This is a genomic window from Nitratireductor sp. XY-223, assembly GCF_004959855.1.
Classification (GTDB): Bacteria; Pseudomonadota; Alphaproteobacteria; order Rhizobiales; family Rhizobiaceae; genus Hoeflea_A.
This window is the reverse complement of record NZ_SPNT01000003.1, coordinates 300,522-316,676: the sequence shown is the minus strand read 5'-3', so window position 1 is coordinate 316,676 and position 16,155 is coordinate 300,522. Positions and strand designations below refer to the sequence as shown.

14 protein-coding genes are annotated in these 16,155 nt (G+C 62.4%); 10 read left to right on the top strand and 4 right to left on the bottom strand.

Going from position 1 to position 16,155, the window contains the following annotated elements:
* Positions 1-34: 34 nt before the first annotated feature.
* Entirely contained in the window at positions 35-1,069 is a 1,035-nt protein-coding gene (locus E4M07_RS13050) for a hypothetical protein (protein WP_136658786.1), read from the bottom strand.
* Positions 1,070-1,724: 655 nt separating this feature from the next.
* Here E4M07_RS13050 and E4M07_RS13045 point away from each other — a divergent pair.
* Complete coding sequence (locus tag E4M07_RS13045) at positions 1,725-2,357, top strand: hypothetical protein (RefSeq protein ID WP_136658785.1); 633 nt, start codon at positions 1,725-1,727, stop codon at positions 2,355-2,357.
* Positions 2,358-2,409: 52 nt separating this feature from the next.
* On the opposite strand, the gene E4M07_RS13040 is transcribed toward E4M07_RS13045, so the two are convergent.
* Positions 2,410-3,537 (bottom strand): aminotransferase class V-fold PLP-dependent enzyme, encoded by a 1,128-nt coding sequence (locus E4M07_RS13040; protein WP_136658784.1) that lies wholly within the window; start codon positions 3,535-3,537, stop codon positions 2,410-2,412.
* 251 nt (positions 3,538-3,788) lie between these two features.
* Between E4M07_RS13040 and E4M07_RS13035 the strand changes: the two genes are divergently transcribed.
* The 7 genes from E4M07_RS13035 (at position 3,789) to E4M07_RS13005 (ending at position 10,246) form a co-directional block, all read left to right on the top strand.
* A complete protein-coding gene (locus E4M07_RS13035; RefSeq protein ID WP_136658783.1) occupies positions 3,789-4,487 on the top strand; it encodes a GntR family transcriptional regulator in 699 nt (232 codons plus the stop codon).
* 22 nt (positions 4,488-4,509) lie between these two features.
* Positions 4,510-5,595, top strand: coding sequence for a cupin domain-containing protein (locus tag E4M07_RS13030; RefSeq protein ID WP_136658782.1), 1,086 nt, complete (start codon positions 4,510-4,512; stop codon positions 5,593-5,595).
* A 77-nt stretch (positions 5,596-5,672) separates the two neighbouring features.
* Complete coding sequence (locus tag E4M07_RS13025) at positions 5,673-6,875, top strand: ABC transporter substrate-binding protein (protein WP_136658781.1); 1,203 nt, start codon at positions 5,673-5,675, stop codon at positions 6,873-6,875.
* Positions 6,876-6,895: 20 nt separating this feature from the next.
* A complete protein-coding gene (locus tag E4M07_RS13020; protein WP_136658780.1) occupies positions 6,896-7,669 on the top strand; it encodes an ABC transporter ATP-binding protein in 774 nt (257 codons plus the stop codon).
* Positions 7,666-8,382: an ABC transporter ATP-binding protein gene (locus E4M07_RS13015; protein ID WP_136658779.1), complete on the top strand. Its 717-nt coding sequence runs from the start codon at positions 7,666-7,668 to the stop codon at positions 8,380-8,382. The genes E4M07_RS13020 and E4M07_RS13015 overlap by 4 nt, the downstream gene beginning before the upstream one ends.
* The gene (locus E4M07_RS13010; protein ID WP_136658778.1) at positions 8,379-9,272 is read left to right on the top strand and encodes a branched-chain amino acid ABC transporter permease; all 894 of its coding nucleotides are present in this window, start codon (positions 8,379-8,381) and stop codon (positions 9,270-9,272) included. The genes E4M07_RS13015 and E4M07_RS13010 overlap by 4 nt, the downstream gene beginning before the upstream one ends.
* Positions 9,269-10,246, top strand: a complete 978-nt coding sequence (locus E4M07_RS13005; protein WP_136658777.1) for a branched-chain amino acid ABC transporter permease — start codon at positions 9,269-9,271, stop codon at positions 10,244-10,246. Before E4M07_RS13010 ends, E4M07_RS13005 begins: the two co-directional genes overlap by 4 nt.
* 70 nt (positions 10,247-10,316) lie before the next feature.
* On the opposite strand, the gene E4M07_RS13000 is transcribed toward E4M07_RS13005, so the two are convergent.
* Positions 10,317-10,907, bottom strand: a complete 591-nt coding sequence (locus E4M07_RS13000) for an OsmC family protein (protein ID WP_206057244.1) — start codon at positions 10,905-10,907, stop codon at positions 10,317-10,319.
* A gap of 137 nt (positions 10,908-11,044) precedes the next feature.
* Between E4M07_RS13000 and E4M07_RS12995 the strand changes: the two genes are divergently transcribed.
* Complete coding sequence (locus E4M07_RS12995; protein WP_136658776.1) at positions 11,045-12,118, top strand: helix-turn-helix domain-containing protein; 1,074 nt, start codon at positions 11,045-11,047, stop codon at positions 12,116-12,118.
* 42 nt (positions 12,119-12,160) lie between these two features.
* Here the strand turns inward: E4M07_RS12995 and E4M07_RS12990 are convergent, their stop codons facing one another.
* Complete coding sequence (locus tag E4M07_RS12990; RefSeq protein WP_206057243.1) at positions 12,161-13,258, bottom strand: TIGR03032 family protein; 1,098 nt, start codon at positions 13,256-13,258, stop codon at positions 12,161-12,163.
* A gap of 421 nt (positions 13,259-13,679) precedes the next feature.
* Here E4M07_RS12990 and E4M07_RS12985 point away from each other — a divergent pair, with 421 nt between their 5' ends.
* On the top strand, positions 13,680-16,133 hold the full coding sequence (locus tag E4M07_RS12985; protein WP_136658774.1) for an autotransporter outer membrane beta-barrel domain-containing protein: 2,454 nt from the start codon (positions 13,680-13,682) through the stop codon (positions 16,131-16,133).
* Positions 16,134-16,155 lie beyond the last annotated feature (22 nt).

The following is a 16,155-nucleotide window of genomic DNA, read 5'->3' as shown; positions in this document are numbered from 1 at the left end:
GTCATTTTGCAAGCTGGCACCCTGATGGGCAAGGCTATGCCAAGAGGAGCTCGGCGTAATCGCCCATCGGCCCAATGTCGAAAAATTCTGGCTGTAGGGTTTGCCGTGGTGTCCGCAGCGCTTCCATCACGATCCTCACTTCGCGTTGGTAGGCATATCCAAAATGCTTCGACATCTGGTGGACCCGCATCTTGGTATAGTCGCGATATGGATCGTAGTAAGTCACAGGGCCGTAGTGGGGCTTCCAGTCGGAATAACGCGCGAGAAAGGCTGAAATAACGCGCTGTGCGAACTTGGTCGGCTCACGGATGATTAGAGCGGCATCCGCGTCGAAATCGGTGGGCATACGGTAGTAAATGCTATCGCAAAGACTTAAGAGAAAATAATCCGGTGCCTCGACCGGCACGACGATGTCGTCGTCTCCGTACTCGATACGATGCCCTTGAAACACCATGTGGTGAATTCCCTTGAGCCGCTCGCGGAAGGTGGGAATGAAAAAGGTACGGTGGATTTCGTCGTCTTTTACCGCTGCATTATGAGAGACATCGTTGTAATACGAGGCGGGACAGATGCGCAGACGCCCTGTTCGAAGCATCGGCTCTAGAAATTCGCGACGCCCGTATTTGACCGTGAATGGCGTGGTTGGAGCTGCGTACCCCTGGAAGATCTTTGTAGCAATCGGCTCTCCGTTTTCGAAATATTTGACAGCAGGCGCCCTTGCAGCGGCTATCACTTCTGATGGGGGGTGGCCGCCCGTTCTCAGGCCGTATTCCTCTAGCAGATGGGTGAACTTTGGCATGAAATCGTGTTCTTCTCCGATCGGGAGCGGCCCGATCTTGGCGTCCGAGTTCAACTCGGTCTGATTGATGAACACGTCCTTGAAGCGCGAGCAAAGCCGGTCGTCGGGCGCACCAAGCAGGTAGGGGAATGAAGCATACTCATGCCGCCAGGTCTCGTGACGCTTGAGGGTGCCATTCTGCCGAGCCGCTGTGTCTTCAAAGTGTTGCAAGCGCGCTTCCATTGTCCGCGCGCGGTCTTTGAGCTGGTGGCGTTTTACTGTCACGTTCAATTCAACTCGGCTTTTGCACACCAAGCAATTTGGCTGATTCCGGTCAGAACTGAAAGTTGCAGTGTCTGCTTTTCTGGTTGTAGAGCTTAACAGCGGCCCGGCAGCTCCCCACCCCAGAGCAGACACAGATTGGCACCGCGGCGAGGTCCGCTTCGTCTGCGATGCGTGAATTCAGATCGTGCTTGATTTCGCACGCGCAGCGAATGTCTCTTTCGACGGATTGCAACGCAGCATTCGAGTGTTCGATGAACGGCGGCTCAGGGCCGTAAACGGCGACAAGGGCCGGGGTCAGATTACGGACGAGGCCGACGGGCGGGTCGATAACCTCGGCGCTGGCATTAGGCCGGTAGCAATCTCGTATGCTAGGCGGAAGATGACTCGCCGCTTATCCGATGTGCCAGGGGATTTTGGCCAGCTCTACCCACCATCACCCAACACCCAAATCAGCCTGTCCGTCGCTTCGGCGCTCGCTATAACCCTCGGCGATAAGCGCAGGATTGGGGGCCGCGGCTGTCGGCGTAGATGCGCGTGCAGGATAATTAGCATTGAGATAACCATGCCAGATAAAAAGCGGCGGCAGATCCGGCAACGGTAAGATTATCTTTCGAAGACCCGCGTAACCTTGTCGGCTCCTGGGGTTGTGGAAGAGTTCGTTATGCGTGCTTTATCGGTGAACTGGCTGCACTTTGTCGTCGTCCTGGTGCCCGCGGCAATTGCGCTCGCGGCCTATTACCAGCCGCTCGTGCCGGCGAAGCTGCTCTTTCTGGATCCCCTGGTCGCGGCGACGGTCACGGATAATTGCTGCCAGACTTATCTCGGCATCATATCCAATCTGGGCGTGTTCCTCTGGTTTATAACGGCCGCGACCTGTCTGTTCGCCGCCTATATTCTCTTTACGGCGCAAACCGACCGAAGCGCCTTCGAGTTTGCACTCCTCGCGGGGCTGCTCACGGCATGGCTGGCGCTCGATGACGCGTTTTTGTTCCATGAGAACATCGCGCCGAAAATCGGGATTCCGCAGATTGCCGTGCTTGCTGCAATCGCCGGGTTTGCATTGGCCTATGTACTGCGGTGCTGGCGCGTCATTTTATCGTCGGATGCCGTCCTTTTTGCCAGCGGCCTGGGTTTTCTGTTCTTGAGCCTTGTCGTCGACGTTGCACATCCAAGCACCAGCAACCTTCATTTTGCCCTGGAGGACGGCGCAAAATTCATCGGTATCTGCTGCTGGTCCATCTTCCATATCCTGACTTCGGCCAAGCTCTGCCGGGCCAGCTTCAGCAAAAGCTGAACCTTGGCGACGGGCCGCAAATTCCGGACAATCGGAGGCGTCTGCCCTCGCCCTATCGGCCACCGCCCAACACCGCAATCAGCCGTTCCGTCGCCTCGGCGCTGGTCATCACGCCCGGCGAGAGGCGCAGGATCGGGCCGCGGCTGTCGGCGTAGATGTGTTCGTCGCGCAGGGTCGAAAGGGTCTCTTCCACTGCCTTTTCGGAAGCCAGTTTCAGCATGACGCTGCCGCCGCGCTCGGCCTCGGCGCGCGGCGTCACCAGGTGCAGCCCCAGATCGTCGGCCGCGGCGATCAGGCGCACTGAAAGCGCGCGGTTGTGCGCCAGCATCGCGTCCCGGTCGGTCCGCGCATGCCAGCTGAGCGCCGGCACGGTGGCGGCGGCGGAGACCATGGCGGGCGTTCCGTTGTCGAAGCGCCGGATATCGGGCGCCAGCTCGAACCGGTCGAGCGCCCAGCTGAACGGATCGTCCTGGCTGAACCAGCCGCGCAGTTCCGGTCGGCATTTGGCAATCAGACCGGGATGGACGTAGAGGATGCCGGCGCCGGGCGTGCCGCACATCCATTTGAGGCTGGTCGAAACGGCAAAGTCGACGACCGGTGCTTCAACCGAATAGGGCAAGAGCCCCGCCGCCTGGGTGATGTCGACGCCGACGAGGCTGCCCATCTCGCGCGCGTGCGCCGTGAGCGCATCGACATCGGCCTTGCGGGACGAGGTGGAACTCACCCAGGTCACCAGGGCGAGCGCGACGTCGCGGTCCCACCGGTCGATCATGTCCTCATCGGCGACCCAGGACGCGCCCTGCCGCTTCTCCACCGTATCGAGCGTGAAGCCGAGCCGATCCTGGAGACCGGTGAGCAGGAAATGGTTCGACGGGAAACAATCCTCGGCAATGAGAACGCGCCGGCCGCGCAGGCGGTTCTCGGGGAGTGCCGTCATCAGCATGTGGAGGCCCTGCGTGACGTTCTCGCAGGTCGTCATTGTGCCCTGCCCGGCGCCGATCAGGTCGCTCCAGAGATCGAGATAGGCCGCGCGCTGGGCGAAGAGATAATCCCATTGCTGGTCGTCGGCCCTGCCCCAGACCGCCGCCAGCTCCGCCATCGCCGCGGCAAGGTCCGCCGCCTTTTCCGGGTACTGGCCGATGGAATGGTAGAGGAAATAGCCGTCGTTCTGGTCGGACATGGGTCATCTTCCGGGCTTCGGGAGCGCCCGTGAAAAGACGCCGGCGCTCCCCGTTTTTCGCGCCGCCCGGCCGCGATCCGAGTTGACGCATTTGCGGGTGTATCGTATACAGATTTTAAGGTGCTTCAAGCTTAAAGGAAATCTTGAATGCGAAAAAGGAATGCTTTCGACGGGTCTTTCGCCTCGAAACGAAGCTTTTTCGTATACAGTTTCACGCGCCCTTCCCCCTTGCTTCATTCGCAGGCTCGGCAATGAGCGTCCTTGCTACACCGGAACGGGCCGGCGGCCCGCAGAACCAGGCGCAGATCATCCACGACGTGCTGATGGGACGCCTGCAGCGCGGCGAGATCGGCCCGGACGAGCGGCTGGTCGACACCGCCGTTGCCGCCGAATTCGACGTCTCGCGCATGCCGGCGCGCGATGCGCTCATGCGGCTTGCCCATGGCGGCTATCTCGAGGCGACGACCCGCGGCTTCGTGCTGCCGCGCGTCACACACAAGGAGATCCTGGAGATCTTCGACCTGCGCCGCCTGGTGGAACCGCGCGCCGTCGCGCTGGTCGCGCAGACGATCGAGAAGGAGAAGCTCGACGAACTCGAGGGAACCCTCGTCAGCGCCCGCCGGGCCATGCAGTCGGGCGACACGGAACTGATGTTCAAGGCGAGCGAGCGGTTCCGCAACGGCTGGATTTCGGTCATTCCCAACGACTCGCTGCGCAAGGTCATCCAGCGCTACATGACGCCGATCCAGGTGGTGCGGATGATGACGTTCGACGACCGGGTCAACCACCCGCTGATCGTCGACGGCAACACCGATCTGCACGACGCCTTCGCGCGGCGCGACGCCGTCGCCGCCTCCGACACGATCCTGCGCTTCATCCACAAGGGCGAAACGGCCTATCTCAACGCGGTCAATGCCGAGCAGGCACAGGCAACGGAAAAATCGGCATGAACGGCCCGGAGGCGATGGCACGATGAACGAGACACGCGCCGAAGTGCGGCTGCCGACCGGCAACCTCAGCGACGACCTGCCGTTCTACACCAGGACGCTGGGCATGCGGCTGGACATGATCTATCCCGCCGACAATCCGGAAATCGCCGTGCTCTCCGGCCACGGCCTGCGCGTGCGGATCGAGAAGGACGCGCCCGAAGCGCCGGGCACACTGCGCATCCTCACCGACGATCCGGACGGCTTCGCGGACGGAAAGCGCGAACTGACGGCGCCGAACGGCACCCGCATCGAGATCGACGAACTCAACCCGCCGCTCGTCCTGCCGCAGACCGAGCACGCCTTCGTCGTGCGCCGGCTGGCGGACCAGGCGCCGTGGATCGTCGGGCGCGCCGGCATGGCCTATCGCGACCTGGTGCCTTCGCGGCTCGGCGGCGCGATGATCGCCTCGCACATCCGCGTTCCTGACGGGCCGGTGCCTGACATGGTGCATTTCCACAAGGTCGGCTTCCAGCTCATCTTCTGCATCAGGGGATGGGTCGACGTGCTCTACGAGGACCAGGGCGGCACGCGCCGCCTGCATGCCGGCGACTGTTTCATCCAGCCGCCCAGGATCCGCCACCGGGTCATGCATGCCGCCGACGGCATCGAGGTGATCGAGATCGGCGTGCCGGCCGACCACATCACCGAGATCGACCACGAGATGCAGCTGCCGACGGAAGTCGAGCGGCCGGACCGCGAGTGGGACGGCCAGCGCTTCGTCCACAACCTGGCGAAAGAGAGCGTCTTCATGCCGTTCCGCCTGCCCGGCTTCGAGGCGCGCGACACGACGATCAACGACAACACCAAAGGCGTCGCGTCGGTGATGGTGGCAAGACCCCTCGCCGGCGAGCCGTCTCCTTGGACGAAACATAATTGCGATATACTGTTCTATTTCGTGATGTCGGGGGAAATGACCCTGGAGGGCGAAGGCAAGGACCCATACCGGCTGACGGCCGGCGACGCGTTTGTCATTCCGCCGGATATGGCGACGCGCTTCGCCGATGCGACGCAGGACCTTGAACTGCTCGAGGTCAGCCTGCCGGGTGCATTCGACACAACGATCCTTTGAACGCTTACGGGTGGCGACACAAACACAAGCAGGGCCAAGTTCAACAACAAAGCAAATCAACCAGGGGAGAGCATTCCATGAAAAAGTGTATGACATTCGTCGCAGCGATGGCGCTGCTCGGCGGCAGCGCGGTCGCGCATGCGGCCGACACGAAAGTCGGCGTGCTGATGGACATCACCGGGCCGATCGCCAGCTTCATCCCGCCGCTGCAGAACGCCGCCAACCTGGCGGTCAAGCAGGTCAACGACCAGGGCGGCCTGCTGGACGGAAAAGCCGTCGCCATCTATGGCGACACGACCGGTTCGTCGCAGGGCGCGGTCGACGCCGCCCAGAAGCTCGCCAATGTCGAGAACGTGCCGATCGTCATGGGCGCGCTGATGTCGGGCACCACGATCGCCGCGGCCGAGGCGGTGTTCATCCCGTCGGGCATCGTCCAGATCTCGCCGACCGCGACATCGCCGGCGATGACCGACATGAAGGACAACGATCTCGTCTACCGCATCGTTCCGTCCGATAATTTCCAGGGCCAGGTGCTCGCCCAGATGGTTCTCGACGAGGGCATCGACAAGGTCGCCGTCACCTATGTGAACAACGATTACGGCGTCGGCATCGGCCAGACCTTCATGGACGCCTACAAGAAGGCCGGCGGGGAGATCGTCGCCGAGGTCAAGCACGAGGAGAAGAAGAACTCCTACCGTTCGGAACTCGCGACCCTCGCCAAGGGCGGCGCGGACCAGCTTGTGGTCATCGCCTATGCGGGCGATTCCGGCGGCAAGATCGTCAAGCAGTCGATCGAGGGCGGCCTGTTCACCAACTTCATCGGCACGGACGGCCTGCGCGACGAACTGCTGATCAAGGATGTCGGCGCCGACGCGCTGAAGACCTCCTTCTTCTCCTCGCCAACCTCCCCCGCCGACAACCCGGCCCAAAAGACGCTGCATGACGCGTTCAACGCGGAGTACGGCTCTGGCGCGGACAAGGCCTTTGTCGACCAGACCTACGATGCAACGTTCCTGACGCTGCTTGCCATCGAGAAGGCCGGCACGGCAGACCGCACCGCCATGGCCGCGGCACTGCGCGATGTCGCCTCGGCGCCCGGCGAGAAGGTCGGCCCCGGCGAATGGGCGAAGGCCAAGGCCCTGCTCAAGGACGGCAAAGACATCGACTATGACGGCGCCGGTGGCTCCTACGACTTCGACGCCAATGGCGATGTCAGCGGGCTGATCGGCAAGTTCGTCGTCGACGGAGATACGTACAAGCAGATCGCGATCTTCCAGTAAGCGGACGAAAAGTCCGTCAGATGATCCGGCTTGAGGGAATCTGCGTCGATTTTGGCGGCCTGCGTGCGATCGACAATGTCAGTTTCAACGTCGACGCAGGCCTAATAACCGGTCTTATCGGCCCCAACGGGGCCGGCAAGACAACCGCGTTCAACGTTATTGCAGGGGCCGTGCGGCCGAGTGCCGGGCGGGTGCTCTTCGACGGCGCGGACATCACCGGCCTGAAGCCCTATCAGCGGGCGCAGCGCGGGCTGGCGCGGACTTTCCAGATCCCGCACGAGTTTGCCCGCCTCACGGTGCTCGAGAACCTGATGGCCGCGGCATCGGCGCCCGAGGGCGAGAACGTCTTCAACGTCGTCTTCCGGCGCGGCAGCTTCGGCACCGAGGAACGCGCCATCTACGAGCGGGCGCGCGAGACGATCCGCTTTCTCGAACTGGAACATGTGCAGGGCGAGAAGGCCGGCAATCTCTCCGGCGGCCAGAAGAAGCTGGTCGAGCTCGGGCGGGCGCTGATGCGCGAGCCGAAGATCATCCTCCTCGACGAGATCGGCGCCGGCATCAACCGGACCCTGCTTTCCAAGCTCGCCGACAAGATCAGCGCGCTCAACGAGGAACAAGGCCTCACCTTCTGCCTGATCGAGCACGATTTGGACTATGTCTCGCGGCTGTGCAGCCACGTCCTGGTGATGGCGCAGGGCGAACTGCTGACCCAAGGCACAGTGGACGCGGTGCGCAACGACGAGCGGGTCATCGAGGCCTATTTCGGCGGCGGCAAATACGAGGCGCATCTATGAGCGCCCTCTTGTGCGTCCGCGGCCTGACGGCGGGCTATGGCGGACCGCCCATCATCGAGGACGTCTCCTTCGACGTGGAGCCGAACGAGATCGCCGTCATCCTCGGCCCGAACGGCGCCGGCAAATCGACGGTGCTGAAGACCATATTCGCGCTGACCAGCGTCACATCAGGCGAGATCGATTTCCACGGCACCGACCTTGTCGCCTGCAAGACCTCGACCCTTGTGACGATGGGCATCTCGGCGGTTCCCCAAAGCCGCAATATCTTCCCGCACCTGACCGTCGACGAGAACCTCGATGTCGGCACCTATGCCGCGCCGCCCGAAGACACGGTGGCGACGCGCGAGAACGTGCTCGAACTCTTCCCCGACCTGCGCGCCAAGCTGAAACAGCCGGCCGGAGAACTCTCCGGCGGCCAGCGGCAGATGGTGGCGCTCGGCCGCGCGCTCATGTGCGAGCCGAAGCTGATGCTGCTCGACGAGCCGACCGCCGGCCTCTCGCCCGCTTATCTCGAACGGATCTTCGACCTGCTTCTCGACATCCGCAAAACCGGCGTCACCATCCTGCTGGTCGAGCAGAATGCGCGCCAGGCGCTGCAGATCGCCGATCACGGCCATGTGCTGGTGAACGGGCGCAACTTCGCCTCCGGCACCGGCAAGGACCTGCTGGCGGACGAAAATGTCCGCCGCTCCTTCCTCGGAGGCGCGGGATGATCGAGTTCATCAATTTCTACCTTTTCCCGGCGCTCGCCATCGGCTCGGTCTACGCGCTCGGCGCCGTCGGCATCTCGATGATCTTCGGCATCCTGCGCTTCGCCCATTTCGCCCATGGCGACCTGATGACCCTCGGCGCCTACGGCGTGCTCGCCGCGGCGGCGGTCCTGCCGTTCAATTCGGTCCTGTTGGTGCCGTTCGGCATGGTGCTGGCGATCGCCGCGGCACTCATCGTGGACAAGGTGTTCTACCGGCCGCTGCGCCAGCTTCCGACCATCTACACGGTGATCTCGTCCTTCGGCGTCGCGCTGATCTTCCGCTCGCTGGTGCAGCTTGTCTGGGGGTCGCAGAACCAGGTCTACGGCTCCGGCGGCGTGCGCCCGCCGCTGATCTTCTTCGACACGATCCGCGTCTCGGCGCTGCATGTCCAGGCGATCGTCGCGACAGCCGTCATCGCGCTTTTCCTGCACGTCTTCTTGTCGCGGACGAAGACCGGCCGGTCGATGCGGGCCGTCTCCGACGATCCGGAACTCGCGGAGGTCGCCGGGCTCGACACGGAAAAGGTGGTGCGCTGGACCTGGATCATCGGCGCGGCGCTGGCCGCCGTCGCCGGCCTTTTCGCCGGCATGGATACGAGCGCCCACCCCAATCTCGGCTGGAACCTCCTTTTGCCGATGTTCGCGGCCGCCATCCTCGGCGGCATCGGCAAGCCGATGGGGGCGATGGCCGGCGGCTTCATCATCGGCCTTGCCGAAGAGCTCTCCTCCTACCCGTGGATCGGCGACCAGGCGCTGATCTCGCCCTCCTACAAGACCGCGGTCGCCTTCGTCATCATGATCGTGCTTTTGATCGTGCGGCCGCAGGGTCTCTTCAAGGGGAGGCTATTATGACGGAGATCACCGGCCTGCTCTTCTACTTGGTCAGCGTGCTGATCGCCGGCGGCATCTACGCGCTGCTTTGCCTTGCGCTCAACATCCAGTGGGGCATGGGCGGCCTTTTCAATGCCGGCATCGTCGGTTTCTTCGCGATCGGCGCCTACACCTCTGCGATCCTGAGCACCCCGGAAACGGCCAAGCACCTGGGCGGCTTCGACATGCCGGTCTTTACCGGGCTCGTGGGCGCGGCAATCATCGCCGGGGTGACCGGCTGGGCGGTCGCCCGAATATGCGTGCGCCTGAAAAGCGACTATCTGGCGATGGCCTCCATCGGCATCGCCGAGATCCTGCGCCTCGTCATCGTCAACGAGGCCTGGCTGACGAACGGCAGCCTCGGCATTTCCGGCATTCCCCGCCCCTTCGGCGAATACGCCTCGGGCCGTGCGGCCGACATCGTCTTCCTCGCCTATGTCTGGCTGATCGTGCTGATCGTCTATCTCGTCGCGACGCGGCTCTACAACAGCCCCTGGGGGCGCAGCCTGCGCGCCATCCGCGACAACGAGGCCTCCGCGGCGGCGGCGGGCAAGAATGTCGAGAAGTTCCGCATGCAGACCTTCGTCATCGGCTGCGCCTTCATGGGTGTCGCCGGCGGCCTCTCGGCGCACTATTTCCGCTTCCTGTCGCCGTCCGCCACCGACCCGCTGCTGGTGACTTTTCTCGTCTGGGTGATGCTGATGGCCGGCGGCTCCGGCAACAACCGCGGTGCCATCGTCGGCGCGCTCGGCATCTGGGCGCTGTGGTCGGTGACCGAGATCTTCACCAACCGCCTGCCGCCCGAATGGGCCACCCGCTCGTCCTTCATCCGCATGCTGCTGGTAGGCCTCCTCCTGCAGTTCGTGCTGCAGAAGTTCCGCGCCGGCATCCTGCCGGAGAAATCGCCGCCGCTGCGGTTCGATGAGGAGGCGAACGGGCCGGACAGAAAGAGATAAGGCGGGTGTTCGTTAATGATCCGGGCCGGCTCGCTCCCGAGGAGCAGACCGGCCCGGGGTACAGGCGGCATCACACCGCGACGCGTTCGATGTTCACCGCAACGGGGCGGCAGACCGTGTTGCACACCGGGGAGTGTTCCTGGGCGAAGGCCAGCAGGTCGTCCAGCTCCTCGTCAGAACAATCGGCCTCGACATGCATGCGGATGTCGATCTCCTCGTATCCGGACGGCACGGTCTCATCGAGCCCGAGCAGGCCCTGCACATCGATATAGCCCTTCAGTTCCGTTGAAAGGTTCCGGATCGTGATGCCGCGAACCATGGCATGCAGCACGAACGTCGTCGTGACGCAGCCGGCCAGGGCATGCAGCAGGAACTCCACCGGGTTGGCGCCTTCGTTGTTGCCGAGCAGCACGGGCGGCTCCCCGTTGGTGAACGCGAACGGTTCCGTACGGGACGTGTCTTCCCGCCCGGCGCCGTAAAAGTCACGGATGGTGGAACGGTTCTCACCGCCGTTCACCCAGGTGTTCGCCGCCCGGAACTGGAACCGGGCAAGGCTGCTATCGGCCTTGATGGCCGAAACGATGTCCATCGCGGCCTGAACGTCGAGGCCATTGACGTGCTTCTTCACGGTGTGTGCGTCCATGCGCGTGTTCATATTCATGATCAATTCTCCTTCGTCAGTGTTGCCGGCTGTGCCGAAATGGCGCCGGCGATGAAGGAAAATTACGGCTGGACAAGCGCGATTGTCAGCGCGAGTATTGCCAAAAACGTTCCATTTGTGCCACGAAAGCCAATGCCATGGACACCAGCAACGACGCGCCGATCGAGGCGCATATTCTCGCGCTCCCCGAGACCGCGGGGTCCGCGCTTTATGGCATGGTCGATGTTCTCGCAGCGACCGGCAAGCTCTGGAAAGAGCTTTCCGGCGACGCGCCCGGCCACCGCCTCATCGAGCCGCGCATCGTGTCGACATCGCGCAAGCCGTTCCGGTGCGGCAACGGCATTCCGGTCAGTCCCGAACTGTCGCTGAGCGGGGATCAGGCGCCCGAGATCCTCATCCTGCCGGAACTGTGGCTTGCTCCCACAGACGACCTGCATGACCGCTACGATGCCCTGAAACTGTGGATCAGGGACTGTTACGCCAGGGGCAGCTTCATCTACTCGGCCTGTTCCGGTTCGGTCCTGCTTGCCGCGACGGGACTGCTGGACGGCAGAAGCGCCACCTCGCACTGGGGATACCAGGATCTTTTCGGCCGCAGTTTTCCGAACGTCCGCTTCGATCCCGGCCCCAACCTGGTGATCGCCGACCCGGCCGGGCGGATCATCACCGCCGGGGGAACGACGTCCTGGCATGACCTCGCCCTGCACATCATTGCCCGGCACTGCAGCCCCGGCGAAGCGCTGCGCATCGCAAAGGTCTATCTGCTCAAATGGCATTCGGAGGGACAACTTCCCTACCAGAACCTCGTGCGGCACCAGCCGCATGCCGATTCTTCGGTGCGCTTTGCGGAGAACTGGCTGGCGCAGCACTTCCGAAACGAGCATGCCGTGTCGGACGTCTCGAAGGCCGCCGAAATACCGGAACGCAGTCTCAAGCGGCGTTTCAAGGCGGCGACCGGGTCGACGCTCATCGCCTACGTCCAGAACCTCAGGATCGAAGAGGCCAAGCGGCTGCTTGAGACGTCGAACATCATCGCCGATGAGATCGCCGCGCTGGTGGGCTACGAAAACCCGGCCTTCTTCCGCCGCCTGTTCAAGCGCTGCACCGGCATCACGCCCGGCGCCTACCGCCGGATGTTCCAGCCGGTCGCCGACGGCAGCGCGACGAACGTGGCGGCATTCGCCGAACCGATCGACGATGCCGTCGCTTAGCGAGTGTGCTTTGGCCGCTGCGTAAGTTCCGCTCCGGCAAGCTCACAGATCGTGATCGTCGAGCGTGATGATCCCCAACACGTCCTTTGTAAGAAAGCCGTAGGAACGTGCGCAGCCGATGCCGGGCAGGACTTCGACATCATAGAGTTCACCGATTTTGCCGTCGATGCGGAACCACTGAACACAGCTTCCCGAGTTCAGGTCGATGACCTGAACGCCGCACCAGGGTTCGCTGTCCGCCTGTTCCAGCCGGGTGTCAAGCTCGAGGCCTTCGAACCGCTCGTAGCGCGGCTTCGACAGGCCCACGAAGGCAAACTTGTCATGGAATGCGAGGCCGCGCACGAAGCCGGGGCAGAACACCACGGGCGTGAAACGACGGCTCGGCTCCGGCATTGACAGATCCACCCAGCCCAGTTCACCGGTTCCCGAATTCAGAACCCAGAGCTTGCCCTGGTACAGGCGCGGCGAATGCGGCATCGACAATCCTTCGCAGACGATCTCGTTAGTCTCCACATCGATGACAATGCCGCCATCGGCGCGCCGGTCGCGCCAACCGTCGATCGTGTCGGACTTGCTGACCGCTGTGACGTATCTTGGCCTTCCGTCCTGCATGGCCATTCCGTTCAGGTGGCAACGGTCCTCGGCAACGATGGACGAGATGAAACGCGGTTTCCACCGCGGTTTGAATGCATGGGTATCCGAGACTTCGGCGATGCAATTGTATCGGGTGTTGACGAACAGGATCCTGTCATCGCCGGTGACGCCGATATCATGCGCATCGAGCACACCGGTCAGATGCGTCGTGCGCGGAACGAAACAGTCGGTGAACTGGGCGTCCATCACTTCGCTGGGACGAAGGATGTTCCGCATCCGGTAGATATTGGCAAGTGTGGCCATATACAGCACGCCGTCGCGATAGTGCAGACCCATTGCCTTCTGGAAATACTGCTCATTCACCATCAGACCGCCCTTCGGATTGTGGCCCAGCATGTAGAGGCGCCCGGACTGGTACGAGGTGACCGCGAGGGAAATCCTGAGGTTGGTCAGCAGCGAGACGAAGCCGCCGGAGATCGAGTATTTTGCAGCCGGTTCAACCGGCTTTGCATCGTCCGGCTGCATATTTTCATTGGCTTCATTCATACGCGGCATTCCGTCCCGTGGTCGGGGCGGACCATAGTTTCATCCCCGGTTGCTTTGCAAGGCCCGGCCACGGTTGTGCATGGGTTTCGAATCAGGAAGAAGGTGTTCGCAGCGGTGCAACAACTCTCACTTCTCTGGCCGCGGATATGTTGCCAAACGGCAACAAACGCTTTCCATTTGCCGGTAATTCCGAATTGCGGTCAAAAACGCGAACCGGCCGCGCTTGCCCACCTTGAAACCAGGGTAATTTAATGATTCAGTTGCATTCCTGATATATGAGATTCTTTTAGGCAAATTTTGATTGGCGGAGCGGACCGCCCCGGGGAACAAATTGCGGGACAAAGTCATACTGAACCGGCGCGCACGACGCCGTCATGCAGCGCTGGCACGCAGGCAGCACAAACACCGTTCCAGGCCGATCGTGTCGACAGTGGCAGCCGGCGCGATGGGACTTGGAACCTTGATCGCGCAGCCGCAAGCCGCATCCGCTCAGACAGTGGTTCCGCCGTCAGGCGGCCCATGTGTCGTGACCGGCGGCGTGGTCACCTGTACCGGCGATGTCTCGGCCGGCATCGATGCCGATGGTCCGACCATTGACACGCTCAACGTCTTCAATGTTTTTCCGCCCGGTATCACGCCGGCAGCCGGCGTCGGCGGCATCGATTTCTATACGGTTGGCGATGACATAAACATCGATGTCGATACCAGCGGCACCGCCGGGATCACCACGACGGGTAACAACGCGGAGGGAATTCGCGCCTTTGTGGATGGTGACGGAAACGTCGACATCTCGAACATCGGCGACATCACCACCGATGGCAACGGAGCCGATGGCGTTTACGTCTATATCGACGGCGACGGCGATATCGTCATCTCGAACGATGGCGACATTAACACCAGCGGCTCCAACGCGGAAGGAATCTACGCCTATGTGAATGGCGACGGCGACATCACGGTCACCAACACCGGCGACATAACAGCCGGAGATGACGGGATTTACCTTTATGTCAACGAGACCGGGAACATCACCCTCCACCAGACCGGCGATGTGGTCGGGCAAGATGACGGCATCTACGCGGAAAACGACGGCCTGGGCGGAGACATTAACATCTTCGTGGACGGCGACGTCACCGGGAATGGTGCCTATGGCATTTACGCCAATTCCGAATATGGCAACACGACCATCAGGGTGAACGGCAATATCACATCACAGGATGATGGTATCGATGCACAGGCGTACGAAGATGGTCCCGGGATCGGCAACGTCGATATTATCGTCAATGGCGACATCACCAGCGACAACGACCACGGCATCGACGCCGACGCCTACAACGATATCAGCATTGTCTTGAACGGTAATATTCAATCTGACTCCGACGGCATCGACGCGGCTTCATATATCGGATCGATTAGAATCACGTCCAACGGGAACATTACCGTCGATGATGATGACGGGATAAGGACAGTGGTTAAATATGCAGCGGTTGGCGATGGTGCGGAAATCCACATTTCAAACACCGGCAATATCGATGCGAGCGACACCGCAATCGTAGGTGGACGCTATACCGGCGCCGTTGCGCCTGCGACAATCACAACAAGCGGTATTCTGACCGGCGGAAACGGCTTTGCCGTGGACCTGCGATTCGACGGCAACGATGTGGTCAACCTGCTGGGCGGTTCGATCATCAACGGGGCGATGGACTTTGGCAACGGCAATGACGGTTCGGGCGGCACCAACCCCGATGACATCGACACGCTGAACTTCCTGCCGGGGCTCAACGCCACCGTCGACTTCGCCGATACCGGCGGGTACGGCCAGGGCGATACCGATCTGGAGTCGGCGCCGGAAATCATCAACTTTTCCGGCGGCGGCGTGCTGATCAATGGCGGCCTGACGGCGGTGGCGGTGGACGCCACCGGCTTTGCCGCGCAAGGCACGATGATCAGCGACGTGACCGATGCCATCCTCAGCGCCATCGACAGCGAGGGCGGACCGCCCGGCGCCGGCCTGCAAAGCACTCAGGCCTTCGCGAGGGGCGATGGCGCCGGCGGCAGCGGCATGCGCCTTTGGGGATCGGGCTTCGGCGGCCACCATCATCTTGACGGAACCAGCAGCCTGGCGCCGTTCAACCATGATTTCGGCGGCTTTGCGACCGGCATCGAGACCGGCAAAGCGTCGGCAAACGGCGCATTCGGACTTGTCGGCGGCTACAGCTACAGCAAGCTGACCGTCGACTTCGGCGCCGGCGACACCGAGACCGATACGGCCTTCGGCGGCGCCTACTTCAAGCGCGATTACGGCGCGTACCGCGTCCATGCCGCTTTCGTGGCCGGCGCGACGGACAATGATGCGACCCGCTATGTCAACGGCGTCGCCGCGCAGGGCGATTTCAACGGCTATTTTCTCGCCCCGTCCCTGAGCGCCTCGACGCCGGTCAGTTTCGCAGGCAGGCCGATGCGCGTCGGCGGCCGTGCGACCTACGTCTATATGAACCTCGACGGCTACACGGAGAGCGGCATTGCCAATCCGCTGACGGTCGCCGGACGCTCTGTGTCGCTCTTCAACCTGCGCGGCCAGGTCAGCCTGCCGCACGCAAGACCCCATGCCAATGGCAGCACGACGCTGTTCAACCTGGCCTTCGGCGTCGATGCGACGATCGATGCCGGCTCCGACGATGTCAACGCCATTGTCGCTGCGACACCGTTCGTATTTGCCGCGGAAACGCAGGACCAGGCGGCGGCCTTCGTCGGCCTCAATGTCGCCAACACCTCGGCCGACGGCTCCCGCACCATTGGTTTCAGCGGTGAGATGCAATCGGATTTCAGCGGCGGCACGGAGATGACCGGTCAGGTCAAGGCATCGTTCCGTTTCTGATTATTGTCCGCATACGCGGAAG